We start from the raw sequence: 19,485 nt of genomic DNA on the forward strand, positions 1-19,485 counted from the left end.
TTTGTTTCGCTAGAGGAAAATGATGGACTGTGTTTTTTGCCGTGAAGACGGCGGCGAGGTCTTGTGGTCGGACGACGCGGTGCGCGTCGTCCTCGCCGACGAACCCGAGTGGCCGGGCTTTTGCCGCGTGATCTGGCATGCGCACGTGGCCGAGATGTCCGATCTCGACAACGCCGCCCGGCTCAAGATCATGGCGGCGGTGAACGGCGTGGAGCGCGCAATCAGGCGAGTGCTCGCGCCGGCCAAGGTGAATCTGGCGAGCCTCGGCAACCAGGTTCCACACGTGCACTGGCACGTCATTCCCCGCCATTCCAACGATTCCCGTTTCCCGCTGCCCATCTGGGCGCCGCGCCAGCGCACGGTGTCGCAGGCGCTGCTGTCGAATCGCCGTGCCCAGGCCACGTTGCTGCGCGAAGCGGTGCGTAGCGAGATGGCGCTGGCCTTCGGCTGATGCATGTTGCCGCGGGCTAACCTCATCACCTGATTTAAAGGCTCACCATGAGCGGACTGACCAAACAAACGCCGATTCCGACGGGCGTCGTTGTGCATTCGAAAACGCGCGCACTCGAGTTGCAATATCCGAACGATCAGACGTATCGCATACCGTTCGAGCTGTTGCGCGTATATTCGCCGTCGGCGGAGGTGCAGGGCCACGGTCCCGGACAGGAAACGCTGCAGACAGGCAAGCGCGACGTATTGATCCTCGCAATCGAGCCGGTCGGCCATTACGCGCTGCAGCTCAATTTCTCCGATGGCCACAATACCGGCCTCTATTCCTGGGACATCCTGCATGACCTCGCGGTCCGCCAGGATGAACTCTGGGCTGACTATCTCGCGAGACTGGAAGCAGCGGGCGTCGACCGCGATACGCCGATGACGTCGAAAGCGACCGGCGGCCACTGCCACTGATTTTTAAATTGCAGCGGCATTTCGCCGCGGCAACCGGCCTGAAGCCGACATCCGGCCTGAGCCGACAACACGAACAACACGAGGACGAACGCGATGAGCAAGACCCACTTCGGTTTTGAAACGGTCGACGAACAGGAAAAAGCGAAGAAGGTGGCGGGCGTTTTCGATTCGGTCGCGAGCAATTACGACTTGATGAACGACCTGATGTCGGGCGGGCTGCATCGCGCGTGGAAGTTCTTCGCGATCGGGCAGGCGAAGGTTCGGCCGGGTTACAAAGTGCTCGATCTGGCAGGCGGGACGGGCGATCTGGCGAAGGCGTTCGCAAAACAGGCGGGCGAAAAAGGCGAGGTCTGGCACACGGATATCAATGAATCGATGCTGCGTGTCGGGCGGGATCGGCTGATCGATCGAGGCGTGATCACACCCACGCTGATCTGCGACGCAGAGAAGATCCCGTTTCCTGACAATTATTTCGACATAATTACAGTTGCCTTTGGGCTTCGTAATATGACGCACAAAGATGGTGCGTTAGCTGAGATGTATCGGGTTTTGAAGCCGGGTGGACGGGTGCTGGTGCTGGAGTTCTCGAAGGTATGGGAGCCGTTAAAGAAAGCGTACGATCTCTACAGTTTCAAGTTTTTGCCGTGGCTTGGCGGCAAGTTCGCGAAAGATGCAGATAGCTACCGGTATCTCGCGGAGTCGATCCGGATGCATCCGGATCAGGAAACGTTGAAAATAATGATGGAACGCGCGGGATTGGATCGAGTCGAATATTACAATTTGTCAGGTGGCGTGGTAGCTTTACACGTCGGGACCAAATTTTAGTGTTCCACTTTTATAAGGATTAGAAATGTCCGATTCGCGCTTACCCCAAACTCGGGGTTTCCTGAAGTCGTTATTCAGGAAAGCCGGGGTCGTTGCGCTGGCTGGCGTAATCATGGCCGGTGCTTTGATCGCTGAAGATGCAGAGGCGCGCCGCATGGGCGGCGGCCGCAGCATAGGTCGTCAATCAACGACCGCAGCGCAACAGAATCAAGCTACGCCGCCCTCGCAGTCCATGCAGTCGGGCCAGGCGGCTAACGCCCAGCGCGCCGCACCCGCACCCGCACCCGCACCTGCTGCGCCGGCTGCACAACCTGCGCGTAACCGCTGGATGGGACCGCTCGCCGGTTTGGCAGCGGGTCTCGGTATCGCCGCTCTGCTGTCGCACTTCGGCCTTGGCGGCGCGTTCGCTGGCGCAATGGCGAACATCATCATGATCGCGTTGATCGTGATGGCTGCCGTGATGATCTTCCGCTTCTTCATGAGTCGCAGGAAGAACGCCAATACGCCGGCTTACGCAAGTGCCGGCGCGGGTTCGCCGTTTGGCGGCTCGGCGCGTACCGAGTTCAATCAACACGAACCCAGCTATGTGCCGCCGTCGGCGCCAGGTGGTTACGGCCCGTCTTCGGCTGCGCTGAGCAGCGCGAACACCGTGGACGCTGCGCCGCAAGTCGTTGTGCCCGCAGGCTTTGACACCGAAGCATTCGTGCGTAACGCGAAGGTTTATTTCGTGCGCTTGCAGGACGCATGGGATCGCGGCAATTCCAACGACATCCGCGAATTCACCACGCCGGAAATGTTCGCGGAAGTGAAGCTGGACATCGACGCACGGGGCACGCAGCCGAATCGCACCGACGTCGTTCAACTCAACGCCGACATCCTCGGCGTAGAGGAGCGCGGCACGGAAAGTCTCGCCAGCGTGCGTTTCCACGGCCTGATTCGTGAAACGGAAGGCGCTGCTGCCGAGCCGTTCACCGAAATCTGGAACTTGTCGAAGCAGAAGTACGGCAACGAAGGCTGGTTGCTGGCCGGGATTCAACAGGTCAGCTAATCGGGCTCATGAGCCGGTCGTCCAGGCTTTGTCGGCTAGGTCCTATGGCTAACGTCAAGGTGGGGCGGCCAGGGGCCAAACGACAACGCCCGTTGCAAAGGTAGAATAGAAACCCGCGCGAGTGACCGCTTGCGCGGGTTTTTTCATCTCAGAGCCGATGACGCACGCAGACGAATTCGCCCACCCCGTAGTACCTTCTGCCTCGCAGGCCGCTGCCAGAACCGCGTCGAAAGCGTTCGCGGCCGCTGTGAACCACGTGCTCGCGAGAGAATCGTGGGCTCGTGAGCGTCTTACGCCATACGCTGGCAAAACCGCGCGGCTGGTGCTTTCACCGTTCGCGTTGTTGTTGATGGTTCAGCCAGACGGGCTGATTGCCGCCATCGATGAAACCGAAGCGCCCACTTTCGACGTGACCCTCTCTGTTCCTGCTGAAGCCGTTCCCGCGTTCCTGCAAGGCGGTCAGGCGGCCGTGATGAAACACGTCCGCATAGAAGGCGACGCTGAATTTGCGACCACCATTGCGAAACTGGCCGAGCATCTGCGATGGGAGCCGGAAGAAGATCTGGCGCGCGTGATTGGCGACGCTCCCGCTCACCGCATCGGCTCGACCGTGCGCAAGGTCGGTGAACAGGCGCGCCGTTCGGGACGCAATCTGCTCGAATCGGTGGCCGAATACCTGCTCGACGAACAACCTCAACTCGTGCGCCGTAGCGCCCTCGATACGTTCAATGCTGAACTGTCGATTGCCCGGGACGCGCTCGCGCGTGTCGAAAAACGCATCGAGCGACTCGAACAAAAAGCCGAAGCCCGAGGCGCGTCAGCGTCCGGCGCCGCCGCGTCAGCGCGCGGCACGAGCAAGTAATGGGCTGAACCATGCGTTTTCTGCGTTTCCTCAAGATTTTTTTCACGGTAGTGCGATTCGGGCTCGATGAACTGGTGCTGAGCGGCATCCAGGACCGGCGCGTTCGCCTGCTGATGCGCGTCACCACGTTCGGCCGCAAGTTTGAGGTCGAGCGCGGCGTGCGCTTGCGTCTTGCACTCGAAAGCCTCGGGCCGATCTTCGTGAAGTTCGGGCAGGTGCTCTCAACGCGCCGCGATTTGCTGCCTGTAGACATAGCGAATGAACTCGCCAAGCTGCAGGATCAGGTGCCGCCGTTCGATTCGGACGTGGCTATCGCGATTGTGGAAAAGTCGCTGGGCTCGCCCATCGACGTATTGTTCGACGACTTCGAACGTGTGCCGGTGGCGAGCGCATCGATTGCGCAGGTGCATTTCGCCCGGATCAAGACCGGCGCGCACGTGGGCAAAGCGGTGGCCGTGAAGGTCTTGCGGCCGAACATGCTGCCCGTGATCGACTCCGATCTCGCGTTGCTGCGCGACATTGCGTACTGGACCGAGCGGCTGTGGGCGGACGGCAAGCGGCTGAAACCGCGCGAGGTGGTCGCGGAGTTTGACAAATATCTCCACGACGAACTCGACCTGATGCGAGAGGCCGCGAACGGCAGCCAGTTGCGGCGCAATTTCGCGGGCCTCGATCTGCTGATGGTGCCCGAGATGTACTGGGATTATTCCGCGCCCACGGTGCTCGTGATGGAGCGCATGGTTGGCGTACCGATCAGCCAGGTCGAGGTTTTGCGAGCGGCTGGTGTGGATATCCCGAAGCTGGCGCAGGAAGGTGTCGAGATCTTTTTCACGCAGGTTTTCCGCGACGGCTTTTTTCACGCCGACATGCATCCCGGCAACATCCAGGTGAGTCTCGCGGAAGAGACGTTCGGGCGGTATATCGCGCTGGATTTCGGGATTGTCGGCGCGCTGTCAGACTTCGATAAAAACTATCTCGCGCAGAATTTCCTGGCGTTTTTCAAGCGCGACTATCACCGCGTGGCCACGCTGCATCTGGAATCGGGCTGGGTGCCGCCGGATACGCGTGTCGAGGAATTGGAAAGCGCAATTCGCGCCGTCTGCGAACCGTACTTCGATCGCGCGCTGAAGGACATTTCGCTCGGTCAGGTGTTGATGCGGCTTTTTTCCACCTCGCGCCGCTTCAATGTCGAAATTCAGCCGCAACTCGTGCTGCTGCAAAAAACGATGCTGAACGTGGAAGGACTCGGCCGTTCGCTCGATCCCGAACTCGATCTGTGGAAAACGGCCAAGCCGTATCTCGAACGCTGGATGAACGAGCAGGTCGGCTGGCGCGGCTGGTACGAAAGGTTGAAACTGGAAGCACCGCAATGGAGCAAGACAATGCCGCAGCTGCCGCGGCTGATCCATCAGCTGCTGGCTGACCGGCACGATCAGCCGCGCAGCGGCAACGACGAACTGATGCGCATGATCCTGGTCGAGCAGAAACGCACCAACCGTTTGCTACAGGCGTTGTTGATATTCGGGCTGGCCGTGGGCGCGGGCGCCGTGCTCGCCGAGTTCTGGCAAGTATTCGCGTACGGAGGTTGAGCACACCATGATCGATACTCGCAAACCCGCCGCTCCCCCTATCCCTCCCACCTTCGAAACGCGCGACTCGAATTCGCCCGATTTCTGGAATGAACGCTTCGATCAGCGCTTTACACCCTGGGATCAGGCCGGCGTACCGGAGGCGTTTCAGACGTTTGCCCTGGCGCATCGCGAGACGTTGCAGAACGTGCTGATTCCCGGCTGCGGCAGCGCCTACGAAGCACTTTGGCTTGCGCGCGACAACTGGCGGGTGAAGGCGATCGATTTTTCACCGAGCGCTGTCGCGGCGGCACGTGAGCAATTGGGCGAGCACGCGGGGGTGGTCGAACAGGCGGATTTCTTTGCGTATCGGCCGCCGTTTGAAACGGACTGGATCTATGAGCGCGCGTTCTTGTGCGCTTTGCCGCGTGACCGTTGGCAGGACTACGCCGTGCACATGGCCGAACTGCTGCGCCCCGGCGCGCTGCTGGCCGGCTTCTATTTTCTCGGTGCGACGCCCAAGGGGCCGCCGTTCGGCATCGAGCGGGACGCACTCGATGCACTGCTTACGCCATATTTCGAGCTGGTGGAGGAGCACGAGGTGACCGGCTCCATCGATGTCTTCGCCGGACGCGAGCGCTGGCTCACCTGGCGGCGCGCGCCGCAAGCCGGACCTGCCGCCTGAAACCGCGTTATTCCGGGCATCGGCTGGCACCGGGCAGCACGCGCCCGATACACGCCGGACACGGGCGAATCCTCCTGCATCCGCGTGCGTCGCGTTTCTACGAAAGAAACGCGCGCAAACCTGCTGCATCACCTTGAAACCCGCGCTTGCGAGCCCAAAATTAAGGGGCCGCCGATGGTTTGCGGCTATAATTCAAGGCTTTGCAAGCGCCGAAACGTTAATCGTAGGAAGAGTGACATGCCGATCTACGCGTACCGCTGCGAGTCCTGCGGCTTCGAAAAAGACGCGCTCCAGAAAATGAGCGATGCGCCGCTCACCCACTGTCCGCAGTGCGGGAAAGACACATTCGTCAAGCAGGTTACCGCTGCGGGCTTTCAGTTGAAGGGCTCCGGCTGGTACGTAACCGACTTTCGCGGCGGCAACAATGGCGCGGCCGCCAAGAAGGACGACGGCGCCAAAGCCGCATCGAAGAGCGAAGGCGCGTCGGATTCGGGAAATTCAGGTAGTTCGGGTAGCGAGTCGAAGGATTCGGGCAACCAGTCGTCGAAATCCGATTCGTCTACGGCAAGCGCGGCTGCATCGGATAGTTCGAAGAGCGGCACGGCGTCTGCACCGGCGGCATCGGCGAAACCGGCTGCTCCGGCGTCGAATTGACGCTGTCTGGTTCCCTGGAACGAAGCGCGAAGTCTGGAACGAAAACGAAGCTCGACCCGCGCCTTCACCGCGCTCAACCGCTCGATCTGTCCGATCGTACGCACGCAGATGTCCGCCCGAAATCCACGACGTAACATCGGGCGGCGAACCAGCCAAACCGCGAAACCCAAGCGGGGCGGCCTTCCGGCTGTGTAAATGACGACCAAAAAGACTACGTTGAAATCCGTGTTCGCGACCGGCCTGCTGGTGCTGGTGCCGCTCGCCATCACCTTATGGGTGATCGGGCTCGTGATCGGAACCATGGACCAGACGCTCCTGCTGCTGCCTGAATCCTGGCAGCCTGAGCGGCTCTTCGGCTTTCATCTGCCGGGCCTCGGCGCCGTGCTAACGCTCGCCTTCATTTTCGTCGTGGGCTTGCTCACGCAGAACTTCGTCGGCCAGAAACTGGTCGAGTGGTGGAATGTGATCGTGCGTCACATTCCCGTGGTCGGACCGCTGTATACCAGCGTCAAACAAGTGTCGGACACGTTGCTCTCCAGCAGCGGCAACGCGTTCCGCAAGGCGCTGCTGATCCGGTACCCGCATTCGGGGTCGTACACCATCGGGTTCCTGACGGGCATTCCCGGTGGCGACGTAGTCAATCACCTGACCGAAGAACATGTGAGTGTCTACGTGCCGACCACGCCGAATCCCACCTCGGGCTTCTTCCTGATGGTGCCGAAAAGCGAAGTCATCGAGCTCGACATGTCTGTCGATGCTGCGTTGAAGTACATCGTGTCAATGGGAGTAGTCGCGCCGTCCATGCCGCAAGCGCAGGCCGCGCCGCGTCGCCCCGTCGATCCGCCGCTGTAATGCCGGCGCGCTGCGAACAGCGCTTTGAGCTTGTTCGCGTGCGCCGTTGATCAATGAATAACGAAAGACACAACATCATGTCGATGAGATCTGAATACTGCGGTCTGGTGACCGAAGCCTTGCTGGGCCAAAGCGTTTCGCTGTGCGGCTGGGTACATCGCCGGCGCGATCATGGCGGCGTTATTTTTATCGATTTGCGCGACCGCGAGGGCCTCGTGCAGGTCGTATGCGACCCGGATCGCGCTGAAATGTTCAAAATCGCCGAAGGCGTGCGCGGCGAGTTTTGCGTGCAGGTGAAGGGCGTCGTGCGCGCTCGTCCGGAAGGCACGGCGAACGCCGGGCTGACGAGCGGCAAGATTGAAGTGCTGTGCCATGAGCTGAATGTGCTGAACCCATCGGTCACGCCGCCGTTCCAGCTCGACGACGACAACCTCTCCGAAACCACGCGCCTCACGCACCGCGTGCTCGACCTGCGCCGTCCGCAGATGCAGCAGAACCTGCGCTTGCGGTATCGCGTGGCTATTGAAGTGCGCAAGTACCTGGACGCGCAGGGTTTTATCGATATTGAAACGCCGATGCTCACCAAGAGCACGCCCGAAGGCGCGCGCGATTACCTGGTGCCGTCGCGTACGAATCCGGGTCAGTTCTTCGCGCTGCCGCAGTCGCCGCAACTGTTCAAGCAGTTGCTGATGGTGGCGAACTTCGATCGCTACTATCAGATCGTGAAATGTTTCCGCGACGAAGATTTGCGCGCCGATCGTCAGCCGGAATTCACGCAGATCGACTGCGAAACGTCGTTTTTGACGGAACAGGAAATCCGCGATCTGTTCGAAGCGATGATCCGTCACGTTTTCAAGGAAACGATCAACGTCTCGCTCGACGAGAAATTCCCGGTCATGCTGTATTCGGAAGCCATGCGCCGCTTCGGGTCGGACAAGCCGGATCTGCGCGTGAAGCTGGAATTCGCCGATCTGACGGACGCTGTTCGCGATGTCGACTTCAAGGTCTTCAGCACGCCGGCAAACTCGAAGGACGGCCGCGTGGCGGCGTTGCGCGTGCCGAAGGGCGCGGATCTGTCGCGTGGGGATATCGACGGGTACACGGAATTCGTGCGCATTTACGGCGCGAAGGGTCTGGCTTGGATCAAGGTCAACGACGCGACGAAGGGCCGTGACGGCCTGCAAAGCCCGATCGTGAAGAACCTGCACGAAGCCGCGATCGCCGCGATCATGGAACGTACGGGTGCGCAGGACGGTGACATCATTTTCTTCGCAGCGGATCGCGCGAAAGTGGTCAACGACAGCTTGGGCGCGTTGCGTCTGAAGATCGGTCATTCGGAGTTCGGCCGCGCGAACGGGCTGTTCGAATCGGGCTGGAAGCCGCTGTGGGTGACTGACTTTCCGATGTTCGAATTCGACGAAGAAGACAACCGCTACGTGGCCGCGCATCATCCGTTCACGAGCCCGAAGGACGAGCACCTGGAATACCTGGAAACGGATCCGGGCCGTTGTCTGGCCAAGGCCTATGACATGGTGCTGAACGGCTGGGAAATCGGCGGCGGATCGGTGCGGATCTATCAGGAAGAAGTGCAGAGCAAGGTATTCCGCGCGCTCAAGATCAGTGCTGAAGAGGCGCGGATCAAGTTCGGCTTCCTGCTCGACGCGCTGCAGTACGGCGCGCCGCCGCATGGTGGTATTGCGTTCGGGCTGGACCGGATCGTCACGATGATGGCGGGCGCCGATTCCATCCGCGACGTGATCGCGTTCCCGAAGACGCAGCGCGCGACCGACTTGCTGACCCAGGCGCCGAGCGAAGTGGACGAGAAGCAGTTGAAGGAACTGCACATTCGTTTGCGTGCGCCGGAGCAGAAGGTGCAGTAAGCACCGCTCGACAAACCGCAAGCGGTAACCCGCTTGCGATATCCGAAACGAAAAAGGCGCCTAGTGCGCCTTTTTCGTTTTTTAGGTTACATTCTTCGGCCAGCTTCCACGAATGGCCGCACCGTTTCCACCATGCCCAAGCCGCCAAAAATCCCCGAATCCGTCCTTGTCGTCATCCACACGCCCGAAATGGACGTGCTCGTCATCGAGCGTGCCGACCGGCCGGGTTTCTGGCAGTCCGTGACGGGCTCGAAAGATCACATCGATGAACCGATAGCCCTGACTGCCGCGCGCGAAGTGGCTGAGGAAACCGGGATCGTGATTGGCAGCCCAACCGTGCCGGAACGCTCGCTGATCGACTGGCATCATCAGATTGAATACGACATCTATCCCGAATGGCGGCATCGGTATGCCGAAGGCGTTGTGCGCAACGTAGAGCACCAGTTCAGCCTGCTCGTGCCGCATTGCGTGGAGGTGACCCTCGCGCCGCGCGAGCACACCGCGTTTCTCTGGCTGCCGTTCCGGGAGGCGGCGGCGAAGTGTTTTTCATCGTCAAATCGTGAGGCGATCCTGCAATTGCCCGAGCGCCTCGCGGAGCACAACCGGTGATCGGTTTCGGCGCGCCCAAACGCCGGTTCGCCAGACTCAAGCAAGCCCTGTTTCGCGGGCGTCGCCCGGGTCGGCTGTGCTTCACCATCCACAACACGGTGCGGCTGTTCAAAACAGGCGAGGAATTTTTCCCGGCGCTGATCGAACGTATCGACGCCGCGAAGCTCGACGTTTCGCTCGAAACCTATATCTTCAGCGACGACACCGCCGGCCGCGCCATTTCCACGGCATTGATGAACGCAGCCCGACGCGGCGTGCACGTGCGGGTGATCACGGACGGCATCGGCACCACGAAACTTCCGCTCTTCGATGAATGGGCGCGGGCGAACGTCGAACACCGGGTATACAACCCGCATCTGTTCGGGCAGCTTGGATTCTCGCGGACGCATCGGAAGCTGGCGGTGATCGATCGCCACATTGCGTTTTGCGGCGGCATCAATATTGTCGATGACTTCGAGCAGAATGGCGTCCGCCTCGATCATCCACGCTGGGATTTCGCCATGGAAGCGCAAGGCCCGGTAGTGTCGGACGTGCGTGAAGCCTTCGATCTCCAATGGCAGCGGATTCGCCTCGGCGTAAAGCCACGGGCATCGCGGCCGCCGGATCAGACTGATGAGCCGGGGGCCTCGGCGAGAACCAACCGGCGCGCATTGCGTGCGCGTCTGCGAGCGCGGCGCGGCCTGATCCACGCGGTCGATCAGCCGTGTGTGGCGTTCGTCGCCCGCGATAACCTCGTCAACCGGCGCGCAATCGAAAAGGCGTATCTCGCAGCGATTTCGCACGCGAAAAAGGAGGTGATGCTCGCGAATCCGTATTTCATGCCGGGGCGCAAGCTGCGCCGGGCGCTGGCCCGTGCCGCGCAGCGCGGCGTGCGCGTCACGCTGGTGATCGGCAGGAAGGAGTTTGTCGCACTCGACTACGCCACGCCATTTTTGTATCGCAATCTGCTGAAGTTCGGCGTGCGGATCGCGGAATACGAGAAAACCATCCTGCACGGCAAGGTGGCGGTGGTCGATTCGAACTGGGCGACGGTCGGATCGTCGAATCTGGACGCCTTGAGCCTCGTGCTGAACAACGAGGCGAACATGGTTCTGGTGAACCATGAGAACGAGATCGTGAAGCTGCGCGATGCGATCCTGGACGCTTTCCACGACGGCCGGCCGATCACCGTCGAGCAATACGCGGCGCGTCCGGTTGGTGAGCGTTTGCTTAACTGGCTGGCTTACAACGCGTATCGCACGATGATGAAAATGCTCACCATCGGCCGCTACGATTGATGTGAAGATGCGCCGCGCGGTCAAACCCGGGCAGCCCCGACTGGCCGCTCACCTATAAACCGGGACAAACTAAGACTCGTCCTATGGACGTTGCAAAAGTTAGACCCCGATTTCTAATAAAAAGCTTGTCTCATGAACGGCTACCTATAATAATAGTACGGCCGTTCGATTTTATTTCGATTACATGAAAACGGTAAAAATCATGCGAAAAGGCGAACAGACACGAGTCGCGATCCTCGACGCCGCGTTGGACCTGGCAAGCCGGGATGGACTCGAGGGCTTGACGATCGGCTTGCTGGCCGAGCGGATGCAGATGAGCAAGAGCGGCGTGTTCGCGCATTTCGGCTCGCGCGAGGATCTTCAGGTGGAGGTGGTGAAGGAATATCACCGTCGCTTTGAAGACGAAGTGTTCTACCCGAGCCTGCGCGAAGCACGCGGTTTGCCGCGTTTGCGTTCAATGCTGGCGCGCTGGATGGAAAAGCGCATTGAGGAAGTGACAACGGGCTGTATCTACATCAGCGGCGCGGTGGAGTACGACGATCGCGCCGACAGTGCGGTCCGCGAGCAACTCGTGCACAGCGTGACGACCTGGCGGGCGGCGCTGACGCGGGCGATTAAACAGGCGCAGGACGAAGGGCATTTGCGAGCGGACACGGATCCGGCGCTGATGTTGTTTGAACTCTATAGCTTCACGCTCGGCCTGCATCATGATGCGCGTTTCCTGCACTTGCCGGATGCCGTGCAACTGACGCGGGACGCGCTGGAAAAAACGATTGTTTCGTATCAAAGCAACGGCCGCTAGGCGTCGGACGAATCGGCAGATTTGGCGGCGAGCAAGGCTCAAGCTTCCTGGACACTTGGAGAAGAAAAATGGGACAGTACACAGCGCCGCTGCGTGACATGCAATTCGTCTTGCACGAACTGCTCAATGTGGAAGCCGAGGTCAAGAACATGCCGAAGCATGCAGACCTCGACGCCGATACCATCAATCAGGTTCTTGAAGAAGCCGGCAAGTTTTGCGCCGAGGTGCTTTTCCCGCTGAACCAGGTTGGCGACCGCGAAGGCTGCACATACGAAGGCGATGGCATCGTGCGTACGCCGGCGGGTTTCAAGGAAGCCTACAAGCAATACGTGGAAGCAGGCTGGCCGGCGCTGGGTTGCGATCCGGAATACGGCGGCCAGGGCTTGCCTGCGTTCGTGAACAACGCGCTGTTCGAAATGCTGAACTCGGCGAATCAGGCCTGGACGATGTACCCGGGCCTGTCACACGGCGCGTACGAATGCGTGCATGCGCACGGCGCGCCTGAGTTGCAAAAGACGTATCTGCCGAGACTCGTCGATGGCACCTGGACCGGCACCATGTGCCTGACCGAACCGCATTGCGGCACGGACCTGGGAATGCTGCGTACCAAGGCCGAGCCGAACAGTGACGGTTCCTACGCCATCAGCGGCACGAAGATTTTCATCTCGAGCGGCGAGCATGATCTGGCCGAGAACATTGTGCATCTGGTGCTGGCTCGTTTGCCGGGTGCGCCGAATGGCACGAAGGGCATTTCGCTTTTCATCGTGCCGAAGTTCATTCCTACGGACGCCGGCGCTCCGGGTGAACGCAATGGCGTGAAGTGCGGTTCCATCGAACACAAGATGGGCATTCACGGCAATTCCACTTGCGTGATCAATCTGGACAGCGCGAAGGGCTGGCTTGTCGGTGAGCCGAACAAGGGCTTGAACGCCATGTTCGTGATGATGAACGCGGCGCGTCTCGGCGTTGGCATGCAAGGGCTCGGGCTGACGGAAATCGCGTATCAGAACTCGCTCGTGTACGCGAAGGAACGCTTGCAAATGCGTTCGCTGACCGGTCCGAAAGCGCCGGAGAAAGCCGCTGATCCGATCATCGTGCATCCGGATGTGCGGCGCATGCTGCTCACGCAAAAGGCCTATGCCGAAGCGGGCCGCGCGTTCACGTATTGGGCTGCGCTGAACATCGACAAGGAACTGTCTCACGCCGATGAATCTGCGCGCAAAGACGCTGCCGATCTCGTCGCGCTGCTCACGCCGGTGATCAAGGCGTTCCTCACGGACAACGCGTTCGAAGGCACGAACATGGGCATGCAAATCTATGGCGGCCACGGCTTCATCTCCGAATGGGGCATGGAGCAATACGTACGCGATGCCCGCATCAACATGATCTACGAAGGCACGAATTCGATTCAGGCTTTGGATCTGCTCGGCCGCAAGATTCTCGGCGACATGGGCGCGAAGCTGAAGAAGTTCGGCAAGCTCGTGACGGATTTTGTCGAGCAGGAAGGCGTGAAGCCGGAGATGCAGGAGTTCATCAACCCGCTCGCGGATATCGGTGACAAAGTGCAGAAGCTGACCATGGAAATCGGCATGAAGGCGATGCAGAACCCGGACGAAGTCGGCGCGGCGGCCGTGCCTTATATGCGCACTGTCGGGCATCTGGTGTTCTCGTATTTCTGGGCACGCATGGCGCGTATCGCGCTGGACAAGGAAGCCGAAGGCGACCCGTTCTACAAAGCGAAGCTCGCCACCGCGCGGTTCTACTTCGCCAAGCTGCTGCCTGAAACGGCATCGACGATTCGTGCTGCGCGCGCCGGATCGAAGACGCTGATGGACTACGACGAAGCCTTGTTCTAGGCCTCTTTTGCACTGCGCCGCGTTTTAGGTGGTTCAAAAAACGCGGCGCATCGTCTTACCGAATACCTCTCCCGGAGACACAACGTGAGCAATCTGAACATACGCAAGGTGGCTGTGCTCGGCGCCGGCGTGATGGGCGCGCAGATCGCTGCGCACCTGATCAACGCCCAGGTGCCGGTCCTGCTGTTCGACCTGCCGGCCAAGGAAGGTCCGAAGAACGGCATCGCGTTGAAAGCGATCGAGAATCTGAAGAAGCTGTCGCCCGCGCCATTCGGCGTGAAAGACGACGCGCAATACATTCAACCGGCGAATTACGACGACGACATCGAGAAGCTGCGGGACTGCGATCTCGTGATCGAAGCAATCGCCGAGCGCATGGACTGGAAGCACGATCTGTACAAGAAGGTGTCGCCGTATATCGGTGCGAAGGCGATTTTCGCGACCAATACGTCGGGGCTGTCGATCACGGAGTTGTCGAACGGTTTCTCCGACGAACTCAAGGCGCGTTTTTGCGGTGTGCACTTCTTCAATCCGCCGCGCTACATGCATTTGGTCGAACTGATTCCCACCGATACCACCCAGCCGCAGATCCTCGATCAGCTCGAAACGTTCCTGACGAGCGTGGTTGGCAAGGGTGTCGTGCGCGCGAAGGACACGCCGAATTTCATCGCGAATCGGGTGGGTATTTTCTCGATTCTCGCGGTGATCGCCGAAGCGGAGAAGTTCGGACTGCGTTTCGATGAAGTCGATGACCTCACCGGCGCGCGTCTCGGCCGCGCTAAATCGGCGACATTCCGCACGGCGGATGTGGTCGGTCTCGACACGATGGCGCACGTCATCAAGACGATGCAGGACAACCTGCCCGACGATCCCTTCTTTCCGCTGTACGAAACGCCGGCGGTTCTTGCAGGCTTGGTGAAGAACGGCGCGCTGGGCCAGAAGTCGGGCGCGGGGTTCTACAAGAAAGAAGGCAAAGCGATCAAGGTGCTGGACCCGAAGACGGGAACATACGTCGATGGCGGCAGCAAGGCGGACGAACTCGTCGGCCGCATCTTGAAACGCCCACCGGCGGAACGCCTGAAGCTGCTGCGCGAATCGGAGCATCCACAAGCGCAGTTCCTGTGGTCCATTTTCCGCGATGTGTTCCATTACATCGGTGTACATCTTGAATCCGTCGCAGACAATGCCCGCGATATCGATCTCGCGATCCGCTGGGGTTTCGGCTGGAACGAAGGTCCGTTCGAAGGCTGGCAATCGGCTGGCTGGACGCAAGTGGCGAAGTGGGTGCAGGAAGATATCGATGCAGGCAGGGCGTTGTCGAAAGCGCCGTTGCCTTCATGGGTTTTCGACGGTCCCGTCGCGGAAAAGGGCGGCGTGCATACGGCTGAAGGATCGTGGTCGCCTGCATCGAAGAGTTTTGTGCCGCGTTCATCGCTCGACGTTTATAAGAAGCAGGTTTTTCGCGCGCCGCTGGCAGGTGAAACGGGCGTCGATCCGAAGACCTATGGCAAGACGCTGTTCGAAACCGACGCCGTACGTGCGTGGGTCGATGATCGCGCGGGCGAGGACGATGTCGTCATCGTGTCGTTCAAAAGCAAGATGAACACGATCGGACCGTCTGTGATCGAAGGTCTGACGAAAGCGATCGAGCTCGCCGAAGCCGATTACAAGGGCGTCGTGATCTGGCAGACGTCCGCGTTGAAGCTCGGCAATCCGGGCGGCGCGTTCTCGGCCGGCGCGAACCTTGAAGAAGCGATGCCCGCGTTCATGATGGGCGGAGCGAAGGGTATCGAGCCGTTCGTGAAGATGTTCCAGCAAGGCATGTTGCGCGTGAAGTATGCGAGCGTGCCGGTGGTAGCGGCTGTGTCGGGCATCGCGCTCGGCGGCGGTTGCGAACTCGCGCTGCACTCGGCGAAGCGTGTTGCGCACATCGAAAGCTATATGGGCCTGGTGGAAGTGGGCGTGGGTCTCGTGCCGGCGGGCGGAGGTTTGAAGGAAGCGGCGTTGCGTGCGGCGACCGCGGCCAGTGCAGTGAACGCGACCAGCGATCTTTTGAAATTCCTGCAGAAATCGTTTGAAAACGCGGCGATGGCGAAGGTTTCCGCCTCCGCGTTGGAAGCACGCGCGATGGGGTATCTGAAGCCATCGGATACGGTTGTTTTCAACGTCCATGAATTGCTTGATATCGCGAAGAAGGAGGCGCGCGCTTTGAGCGCTGCCGGTTATCGCGCGCCGTTGCGTGCCACGCAAATCCCCGTAGCAGGACGTTCGGCGATCTCGACCATCAAGGCGTCGCTGGTGAACATGCGCGATGGCCGTTTCATCAGCGATCACGATTTCCTGATTGCGAGCCGTATCGCGGAAGCGGTGTGCGGCGGCGATGTGGAAGCAGGCAGTCTCGTCGATGAAGAATGGCTGCTGACGCTCGAACGTCGTGCGTTCGTTGACCTTCTCGGCACTGCCAAGACGCAGGAACGGATCATGGGCATGTTGCAGACCGGCAAGCCGGTTCGTAACTAACGCGTGCATGGGATCAGAGTAGGGCGCTAAAGCGCCAACTCTGATCGACACAGGAGCTGCAAATGAGCAAACAAGTGCAGGACGCATATATTGTCGCCGCGAGCCGGACGCCTATCGGCAAGGCGCCGCGCGGCATCTTCAAGAACACGCGGCCGGACGAGTTGTTGGTCCACGCGATCCGTTCAGCGGTGGCGCAAGTACCGGGGCTGGATACGAAGCTGATCGAAGACGCGATCATCGGTTGCGCGATTCCTGAAGGCGAGCAAGGGCTGAACGTGGCGCGTATCGGCGCGTTGCTGGCCGGGCTGCCGAACTCGGTGGGCGGCGTGACGGTGAACCGGTTCTGCGCATCGGGCGTGACGGCGTTGGCGATGGCCGCTGACCGGATTCGCGTCGGTGAATCGGATGTGATGATTGCGGGCGGCTGCGAGTCGATGAGCATGGTGCCCATGATGGGCAACAAGCCGTCGCTGTCGCCGCATATCTTCGATCGTGACGAGAATGTCGGGATTGCTTACGGCATGGGCTTGACGGCCGAACGCGTGGCCGAGCGCTGGAAGATCAGCCGCGAAGCGCAGGATGCGTTCTCGGTGGAATCGCATCGGCGTGCGTTGGAAGCGCAACGCACCGGCGAGTTCAACGATGAAATCGCGGCGTTCACCCTGAACGAACGTTTCCCGGATCTGGCCACAGGCGAGATTCGCGTCAACGCACGCGAGATCAAGAACGACGAAGGCCCGCGTCAGGACACGACAATGGAAGGGCTCGCCAAGCTGCGTCCCGTCTTCGCCGCGAAGGGTTCGGTCACAGCGGGCAATAGCTCGCAGACGTCGGACGGCGCGGGTGCGTTGATCGTGGTCAGCGAGAAGATCCTGAAGCAATTCAACCTGACGCCGCTTGCGCGCTTTGTGAGCTTCGCGGTGCGTGGCGTGCCGCCGGAAATCATGGGCATCGGACCGAAGGAAGCGATTCCCGCGGCGTTGAAAGCAGCCGGTCTGACGCAGGACGATATCGACTGGATCGAACTCAACGAAGCGTTTGCGGCGCAATCGCTGGCGGTGATTCAGGACCTGGGGTTGGATCCGTCGAAGATCAATCCGCTCGGCGGCGCGATTGCGTTGGGCCATCCGCTTGGCGCAACGGGCGCTATCCGTGCCGCGACCGTGGTTCACGGCTTGCGCCGCCGTAACCTGAAGTACGGCATGGTGACCATGTGCGTGGGAACGGGCATGGGCGCGGCGGGCATTATTGAACGGATGTAAACGGTAAAACCCGGCGTATCGCTAAACGTAGAGCGACGGTTCGCGCACTATCCGGTTCGCGAACCGTTTCTTCATTCAGGAGACGAAAATGGACATCATCACCGAACACGTTGACGGCGTGCTGAGCATCACGATGAACCGTCCGGCCCGCAAGAACGCGCTGACGGCCGCGATGTACCAAACCATGGCCGACGCTTTCTTCGATGCCGAAAACGATCCCGCCGTGCGCGTGGTGCTGATTCGCGCGGTCGGCGATACGTTCAGCGCAGGCAACGATATCGAAGACTTCATGAAGGCGCCGCCCGCGACTCAGGACGCGCCCGTGTTCCAGTTCCTGCGCCGCATCAGTTCCGCGCAGAAGCCGGTTGTAGCGGCGGTGGCGGGCGGGGCTGTGGGTATCGGTACGACGATGCTGCTGCATTGCGACCTGGTCTACGCGGCATCGACGGCGAAGTTCGCGCTGCCCTTTGTGCAACTCGGGTTGTGTCCGGAGGCGGCGTCGAGTTTGCTGTTGCCGCGCATTGCGGGTTATCAGCGGGCGGCGGAGAAGTTGCTGCTGGGCGAACCGTTCGATGCCACCGAAGCCGCGAACATGGGGATTGTGAACCGGGTTTTATCGGCGGAAGAAGTGGGTAATTTCGCGTTCGCTCAGGCGAAAAAACTCGCGGCGTTGCCGTCGGCATCGCTGAAGGCTACCAAGGCGTTGATGAAGGGTGGTCAGGCGGGCGAAGTCAGCGCGCAGATGGCGGCGGAGGCGGAGCACTTCGCCCACATGCTGACCGCGCCCGAAGCGAAGGAAGCGTTCACCGCGTTCTTTGAGAAGCGGAAGCCGGATTTCAGCCGGTTCAACTGAGAATCGGCTTCGCGGCATAACTGGCCTGGAATTGATGCCGCAAGCCAGCCCTGACGCCGGCTTGCGTATCGATTGATTGGGAAACCGCTGAACACGCCAAAGGATTACGGATCAGCTTTCAGCGTTGTCCACGCGGCCGTACTCCACGAACCCGTTCTCCCGTGCAAAACTAACCAGCCGCAGCCCCGCTTTTTCCGCGATGGAAATAGCCAGCGACGTCGGCGCTGAAATCGTAACCAGCATCGGCACGCCGACCCGCGCCGACTTGCGCACGAGTTCATAGCTAGCCCGGCTTGAAAGGAACACGAAACCTTGCGTGGTATCGACGCGTTGCAGCACCAGATGGCCGATCAGCTTGTCGAGCGCGTTATGGCGGCCCACGTCCTCGAACGCGTATTTCACCGCGCCGCTTTCATCGCACCAGGCGGCCGCGTGCAACCCGCCGGTCAGCTTCGATAACTGCTGATGCGCGGGCAATTCACGCGCGGCGTGGGCAATCGCGTCATCAGCCAGACGGATCAGGAAACCGGTATCGGGCACGCGTTCCGGCTGCAGATCCAGCAATTCGATACTTTCGATCCCGCACACCCCGCAGCCCGTGCGCCCGGCCAGCGCGCGGCGTTTGTCTTTCAACGCGACGAATGCCTGCTGCACGACCTGAACGTGCACCTCGGCGTGCGGCAAGGTACCGCCGGGGGTATCGTAGAAAAATACCTCGATGTCGTGGATGTCACTGCCGCGCTCCACAATGCCTTCGGTCAGCGAAAACCCCACTGCGAAGGCTTCCAGGTCACGCGGCGTGCACATCATTACCGCGTGCGAGATGCCGTTGTACACGAGCGCGACGGGCCATTCCTGGCCGACGTCGTCGGCGGCGTCGCGTATTTCGCCTAGCCGGTGCCGCCGTACGGGGCGTTCTACGTAGCCGGGTTGATCGTCGATGTCTGTGTCATTCATGGCGTCGCTCACTTGCTGATAGCTTTCGATGTCGCGTTTTAGCCGCTTCCCATAAGCATTTACGAG

The 19,485-nt window shown here is 60.5% G+C and carries 18 protein-coding genes; 17 read left to right on the forward strand and 1 reads right to left on the reverse strand.

Going from position 1 to position 19,485, the window contains the following annotated elements:
• The first annotated feature begins 22 nt into the window (after nucleotides 1–22).
• From M0D69_RS08315 to M0D69_RS08395, 17 genes are all read left to right on the forward strand, one after another.
• The gene (locus M0D69_RS08315) at nucleotides 23–451 is read left to right on the forward strand and encodes an HIT family protein (protein WP_047895636.1); all 429 of its coding nucleotides are present in this window, start codon (nucleotides 23–25) and stop codon (nucleotides 449–451) included.
• Between the two features lie 47 nt (nucleotides 452–498).
• Complete coding sequence (locus tag M0D69_RS08320) at nucleotides 499–909, forward strand: DUF971 domain-containing protein (protein WP_301781560.1); 411 nt, start codon at nucleotides 499–501, stop codon at nucleotides 907–909.
• Between the two features lie 93 nt (nucleotides 910–1,002).
• Nucleotides 1,003–1,734 carry a bifunctional demethylmenaquinone methyltransferase/2-methoxy-6-polyprenyl-1,4-benzoquinol methylase UbiE gene (gene ubiE / locus M0D69_RS08325; RefSeq protein ID WP_301781561.1) on the forward strand — a complete coding sequence of 244 codons (732 nt, stop codon included), beginning with the start codon at nucleotides 1,003–1,005 and terminating at the stop codon, nucleotides 1,732–1,734.
• A gap of 25 nt (nucleotides 1,735–1,759) precedes the next feature.
• Entirely contained in the window at nucleotides 1,760–2,782 is a 1,023-nt protein-coding gene (locus M0D69_RS08330) for a Tim44 domain-containing protein (protein ID WP_301781562.1), read from the forward strand.
• Nucleotides 2,783–2,939: 157 nt separating this feature from the next.
• Nucleotides 2,940–3,644, forward strand: coding sequence for an SCP2 domain-containing protein (locus M0D69_RS08335; RefSeq protein WP_301781563.1), 705 nt, complete (start codon nucleotides 2,940–2,942; stop codon nucleotides 3,642–3,644).
• Nucleotides 3,645–3,655: 11 nt separating this feature from the next.
• Nucleotides 3,656–5,233, forward strand: coding sequence for a ubiquinone biosynthesis regulatory protein kinase UbiB (gene ubiB / locus M0D69_RS08340; RefSeq protein ID WP_301781564.1), 1,578 nt, complete (start codon nucleotides 3,656–3,658; stop codon nucleotides 5,231–5,233).
• A 7-nt stretch (nucleotides 5,234–5,240) separates the two neighbouring features.
• Complete coding sequence (locus M0D69_RS08345; RefSeq protein ID WP_301781565.1) at nucleotides 5,241–5,897, forward strand: methyltransferase; 657 nt, start codon at nucleotides 5,241–5,243, stop codon at nucleotides 5,895–5,897.
• 237 nt (nucleotides 5,898–6,134) lie between these two features.
• On the forward strand, nucleotides 6,135–6,551 hold the full coding sequence (locus tag M0D69_RS08350) for an FmdB family zinc ribbon protein (RefSeq protein WP_301781566.1): 417 nt from the start codon (nucleotides 6,135–6,137) through the stop codon (nucleotides 6,549–6,551).
• Nucleotides 6,552–6,746: 195 nt separating this feature from the next.
• Complete coding sequence (locus M0D69_RS08355; RefSeq protein WP_047895643.1) at nucleotides 6,747–7,403, forward strand: DUF502 domain-containing protein; 657 nt, start codon at nucleotides 6,747–6,749, stop codon at nucleotides 7,401–7,403.
• 77 nt (nucleotides 7,404–7,480) lie between these two features.
• Nucleotides 7,481–9,283: an aspartate--tRNA ligase gene (aspS, locus tag M0D69_RS08360; RefSeq protein ID WP_301781567.1), complete on the forward strand. Its 1,803-nt coding sequence runs from the start codon at nucleotides 7,481–7,483 to the stop codon at nucleotides 9,281–9,283.
• 132 nt (nucleotides 9,284–9,415) lie between these two features.
• Complete coding sequence (gene nudB / locus M0D69_RS08365) at nucleotides 9,416–9,892, forward strand: dihydroneopterin triphosphate diphosphatase (protein ID WP_301781568.1); 477 nt, start codon at nucleotides 9,416–9,418, stop codon at nucleotides 9,890–9,892.
• A 47-nt stretch (nucleotides 9,893–9,939) separates the two neighbouring features.
• Nucleotides 9,940–11,169, forward strand: coding sequence for a phosphatidylserine/phosphatidylglycerophosphate/cardiolipin synthase family protein (locus M0D69_RS08370; RefSeq protein WP_301781642.1), 1,230 nt, complete (start codon nucleotides 9,940–9,942; stop codon nucleotides 11,167–11,169).
• 202 nt (nucleotides 11,170–11,371) lie between these two features.
• Entirely contained in the window at nucleotides 11,372–11,971 is a 600-nt protein-coding gene (locus M0D69_RS08375; protein WP_047895647.1) for a TetR/AcrR family transcriptional regulator, read from the forward strand.
• A 68-nt stretch (nucleotides 11,972–12,039) separates the two neighbouring features.
• Complete coding sequence (locus tag M0D69_RS08380; protein ID WP_301781569.1) at nucleotides 12,040–13,827, forward strand: acyl-CoA dehydrogenase C-terminal domain-containing protein; 1,788 nt, start codon at nucleotides 12,040–12,042, stop codon at nucleotides 13,825–13,827.
• 84 nt (nucleotides 13,828–13,911) lie between these two features.
• On the forward strand, nucleotides 13,912–16,347 hold the full coding sequence (locus M0D69_RS08385) for a 3-hydroxyacyl-CoA dehydrogenase/enoyl-CoA hydratase family protein (RefSeq protein WP_301781570.1): 2,436 nt from the start codon (nucleotides 13,912–13,914) through the stop codon (nucleotides 16,345–16,347).
• A gap of 62 nt (nucleotides 16,348–16,409) precedes the next feature.
• Nucleotides 16,410–17,609, forward strand: a complete 1,200-nt coding sequence (locus tag M0D69_RS08390) for an acetyl-CoA C-acyltransferase (protein WP_301781571.1) — start codon at nucleotides 16,410–16,412, stop codon at nucleotides 17,607–17,609.
• 88 nt (nucleotides 17,610–17,697) lie between these two features.
• Nucleotides 17,698–18,462 carry an enoyl-CoA hydratase gene (locus tag M0D69_RS08395; protein ID WP_301781572.1) on the forward strand — a complete coding sequence of 255 codons (765 nt, stop codon included), beginning with the start codon at nucleotides 17,698–17,700 and terminating at the stop codon, nucleotides 18,460–18,462.
• A gap of 111 nt (nucleotides 18,463–18,573) precedes the next feature.
• On the opposite strand, the gene fdhD is transcribed toward M0D69_RS08395, so the two are convergent.
• Nucleotides 18,574–19,419: a formate dehydrogenase accessory sulfurtransferase FdhD gene (gene fdhD / locus M0D69_RS08400; RefSeq protein ID WP_301781573.1), complete on the reverse strand. Its 846-nt coding sequence runs from the start codon at nucleotides 19,417–19,419 to the stop codon at nucleotides 18,574–18,576.
• Nucleotides 19,420–19,485: the final 66 nt, after the last annotated feature.

This window comes from Caballeronia sp. SEWSISQ10-4 2, assembly GCF_030464885.1.
Classification (GTDB): domain Bacteria; phylum Pseudomonadota; class Gammaproteobacteria; order Burkholderiales; family Burkholderiaceae; genus Caballeronia.

Excerpts from the sequence above, each read along its gene's own strand:
- M0D69_RS08315 (WP_047895636.1), top strand. The coding sequence starts at position 23 with ATGGACTGTGTTTTTTGCCGTGAAGACGGCGGCGAGGTCTTGTGGTCG.
- M0D69_RS08320 (WP_301781560.1), top strand. The coding sequence starts at position 499 with ATGAGCGGACTGACCAAACAAACGCCGATTCCGACGGGCGTCGTTGTG.
- ubiE (WP_301781561.1), top strand. The coding sequence starts at position 1,003 with ATGAGCAAGACCCACTTCGGTTTTGAAACGGTCGACGAACAGGAAAAA.
- M0D69_RS08330 (WP_301781562.1), top strand. The coding sequence starts at position 1,760 with ATGTCCGATTCGCGCTTACCCCAAACTCGGGGTTTCCTGAAGTCGTTA.
- M0D69_RS08335 (WP_301781563.1), top strand. The coding sequence starts at position 2,940 with ATGACGCACGCAGACGAATTCGCCCACCCCGTAGTACCTTCTGCCTCG.
- ubiB (WP_301781564.1), top strand. The coding sequence starts at position 3,656 with ATGCGTTTTCTGCGTTTCCTCAAGATTTTTTTCACGGTAGTGCGATTC.
- M0D69_RS08345 (WP_301781565.1), top strand. The coding sequence starts at position 5,241 with ATGATCGATACTCGCAAACCCGCCGCTCCCCCTATCCCTCCCACCTTC.
- M0D69_RS08350 (WP_301781566.1), top strand. The coding sequence starts at position 6,135 with ATGCCGATCTACGCGTACCGCTGCGAGTCCTGCGGCTTCGAAAAAGAC.
- M0D69_RS08355 (WP_047895643.1), top strand. The coding sequence starts at position 6,747 with ATGACGACCAAAAAGACTACGTTGAAATCCGTGTTCGCGACCGGCCTG.
- aspS (WP_301781567.1), top strand. The coding sequence starts at position 7,481 with ATGTCGATGAGATCTGAATACTGCGGTCTGGTGACCGAAGCCTTGCTG.
- nudB (WP_301781568.1), top strand. The coding sequence starts at position 9,416 with ATGCCCAAGCCGCCAAAAATCCCCGAATCCGTCCTTGTCGTCATCCAC.
- M0D69_RS08375 (WP_047895647.1), top strand. The coding sequence starts at position 11,372 with ATGCGAAAAGGCGAACAGACACGAGTCGCGATCCTCGACGCCGCGTTG.
- M0D69_RS08380 (WP_301781569.1), top strand. The coding sequence starts at position 12,040 with ATGGGACAGTACACAGCGCCGCTGCGTGACATGCAATTCGTCTTGCAC.
- M0D69_RS08390 (WP_301781571.1), top strand. The coding sequence starts at position 16,410 with ATGAGCAAACAAGTGCAGGACGCATATATTGTCGCCGCGAGCCGGACG.
- M0D69_RS08395 (WP_301781572.1), top strand. The coding sequence starts at position 17,698 with ATGGACATCATCACCGAACACGTTGACGGCGTGCTGAGCATCACGATG.
- fdhD (WP_301781573.1), bottom strand. The coding sequence starts at position 19,419 with ATGAATGACACAGACATCGACGATCAACCCGGCTACGTAGAACGCCCC.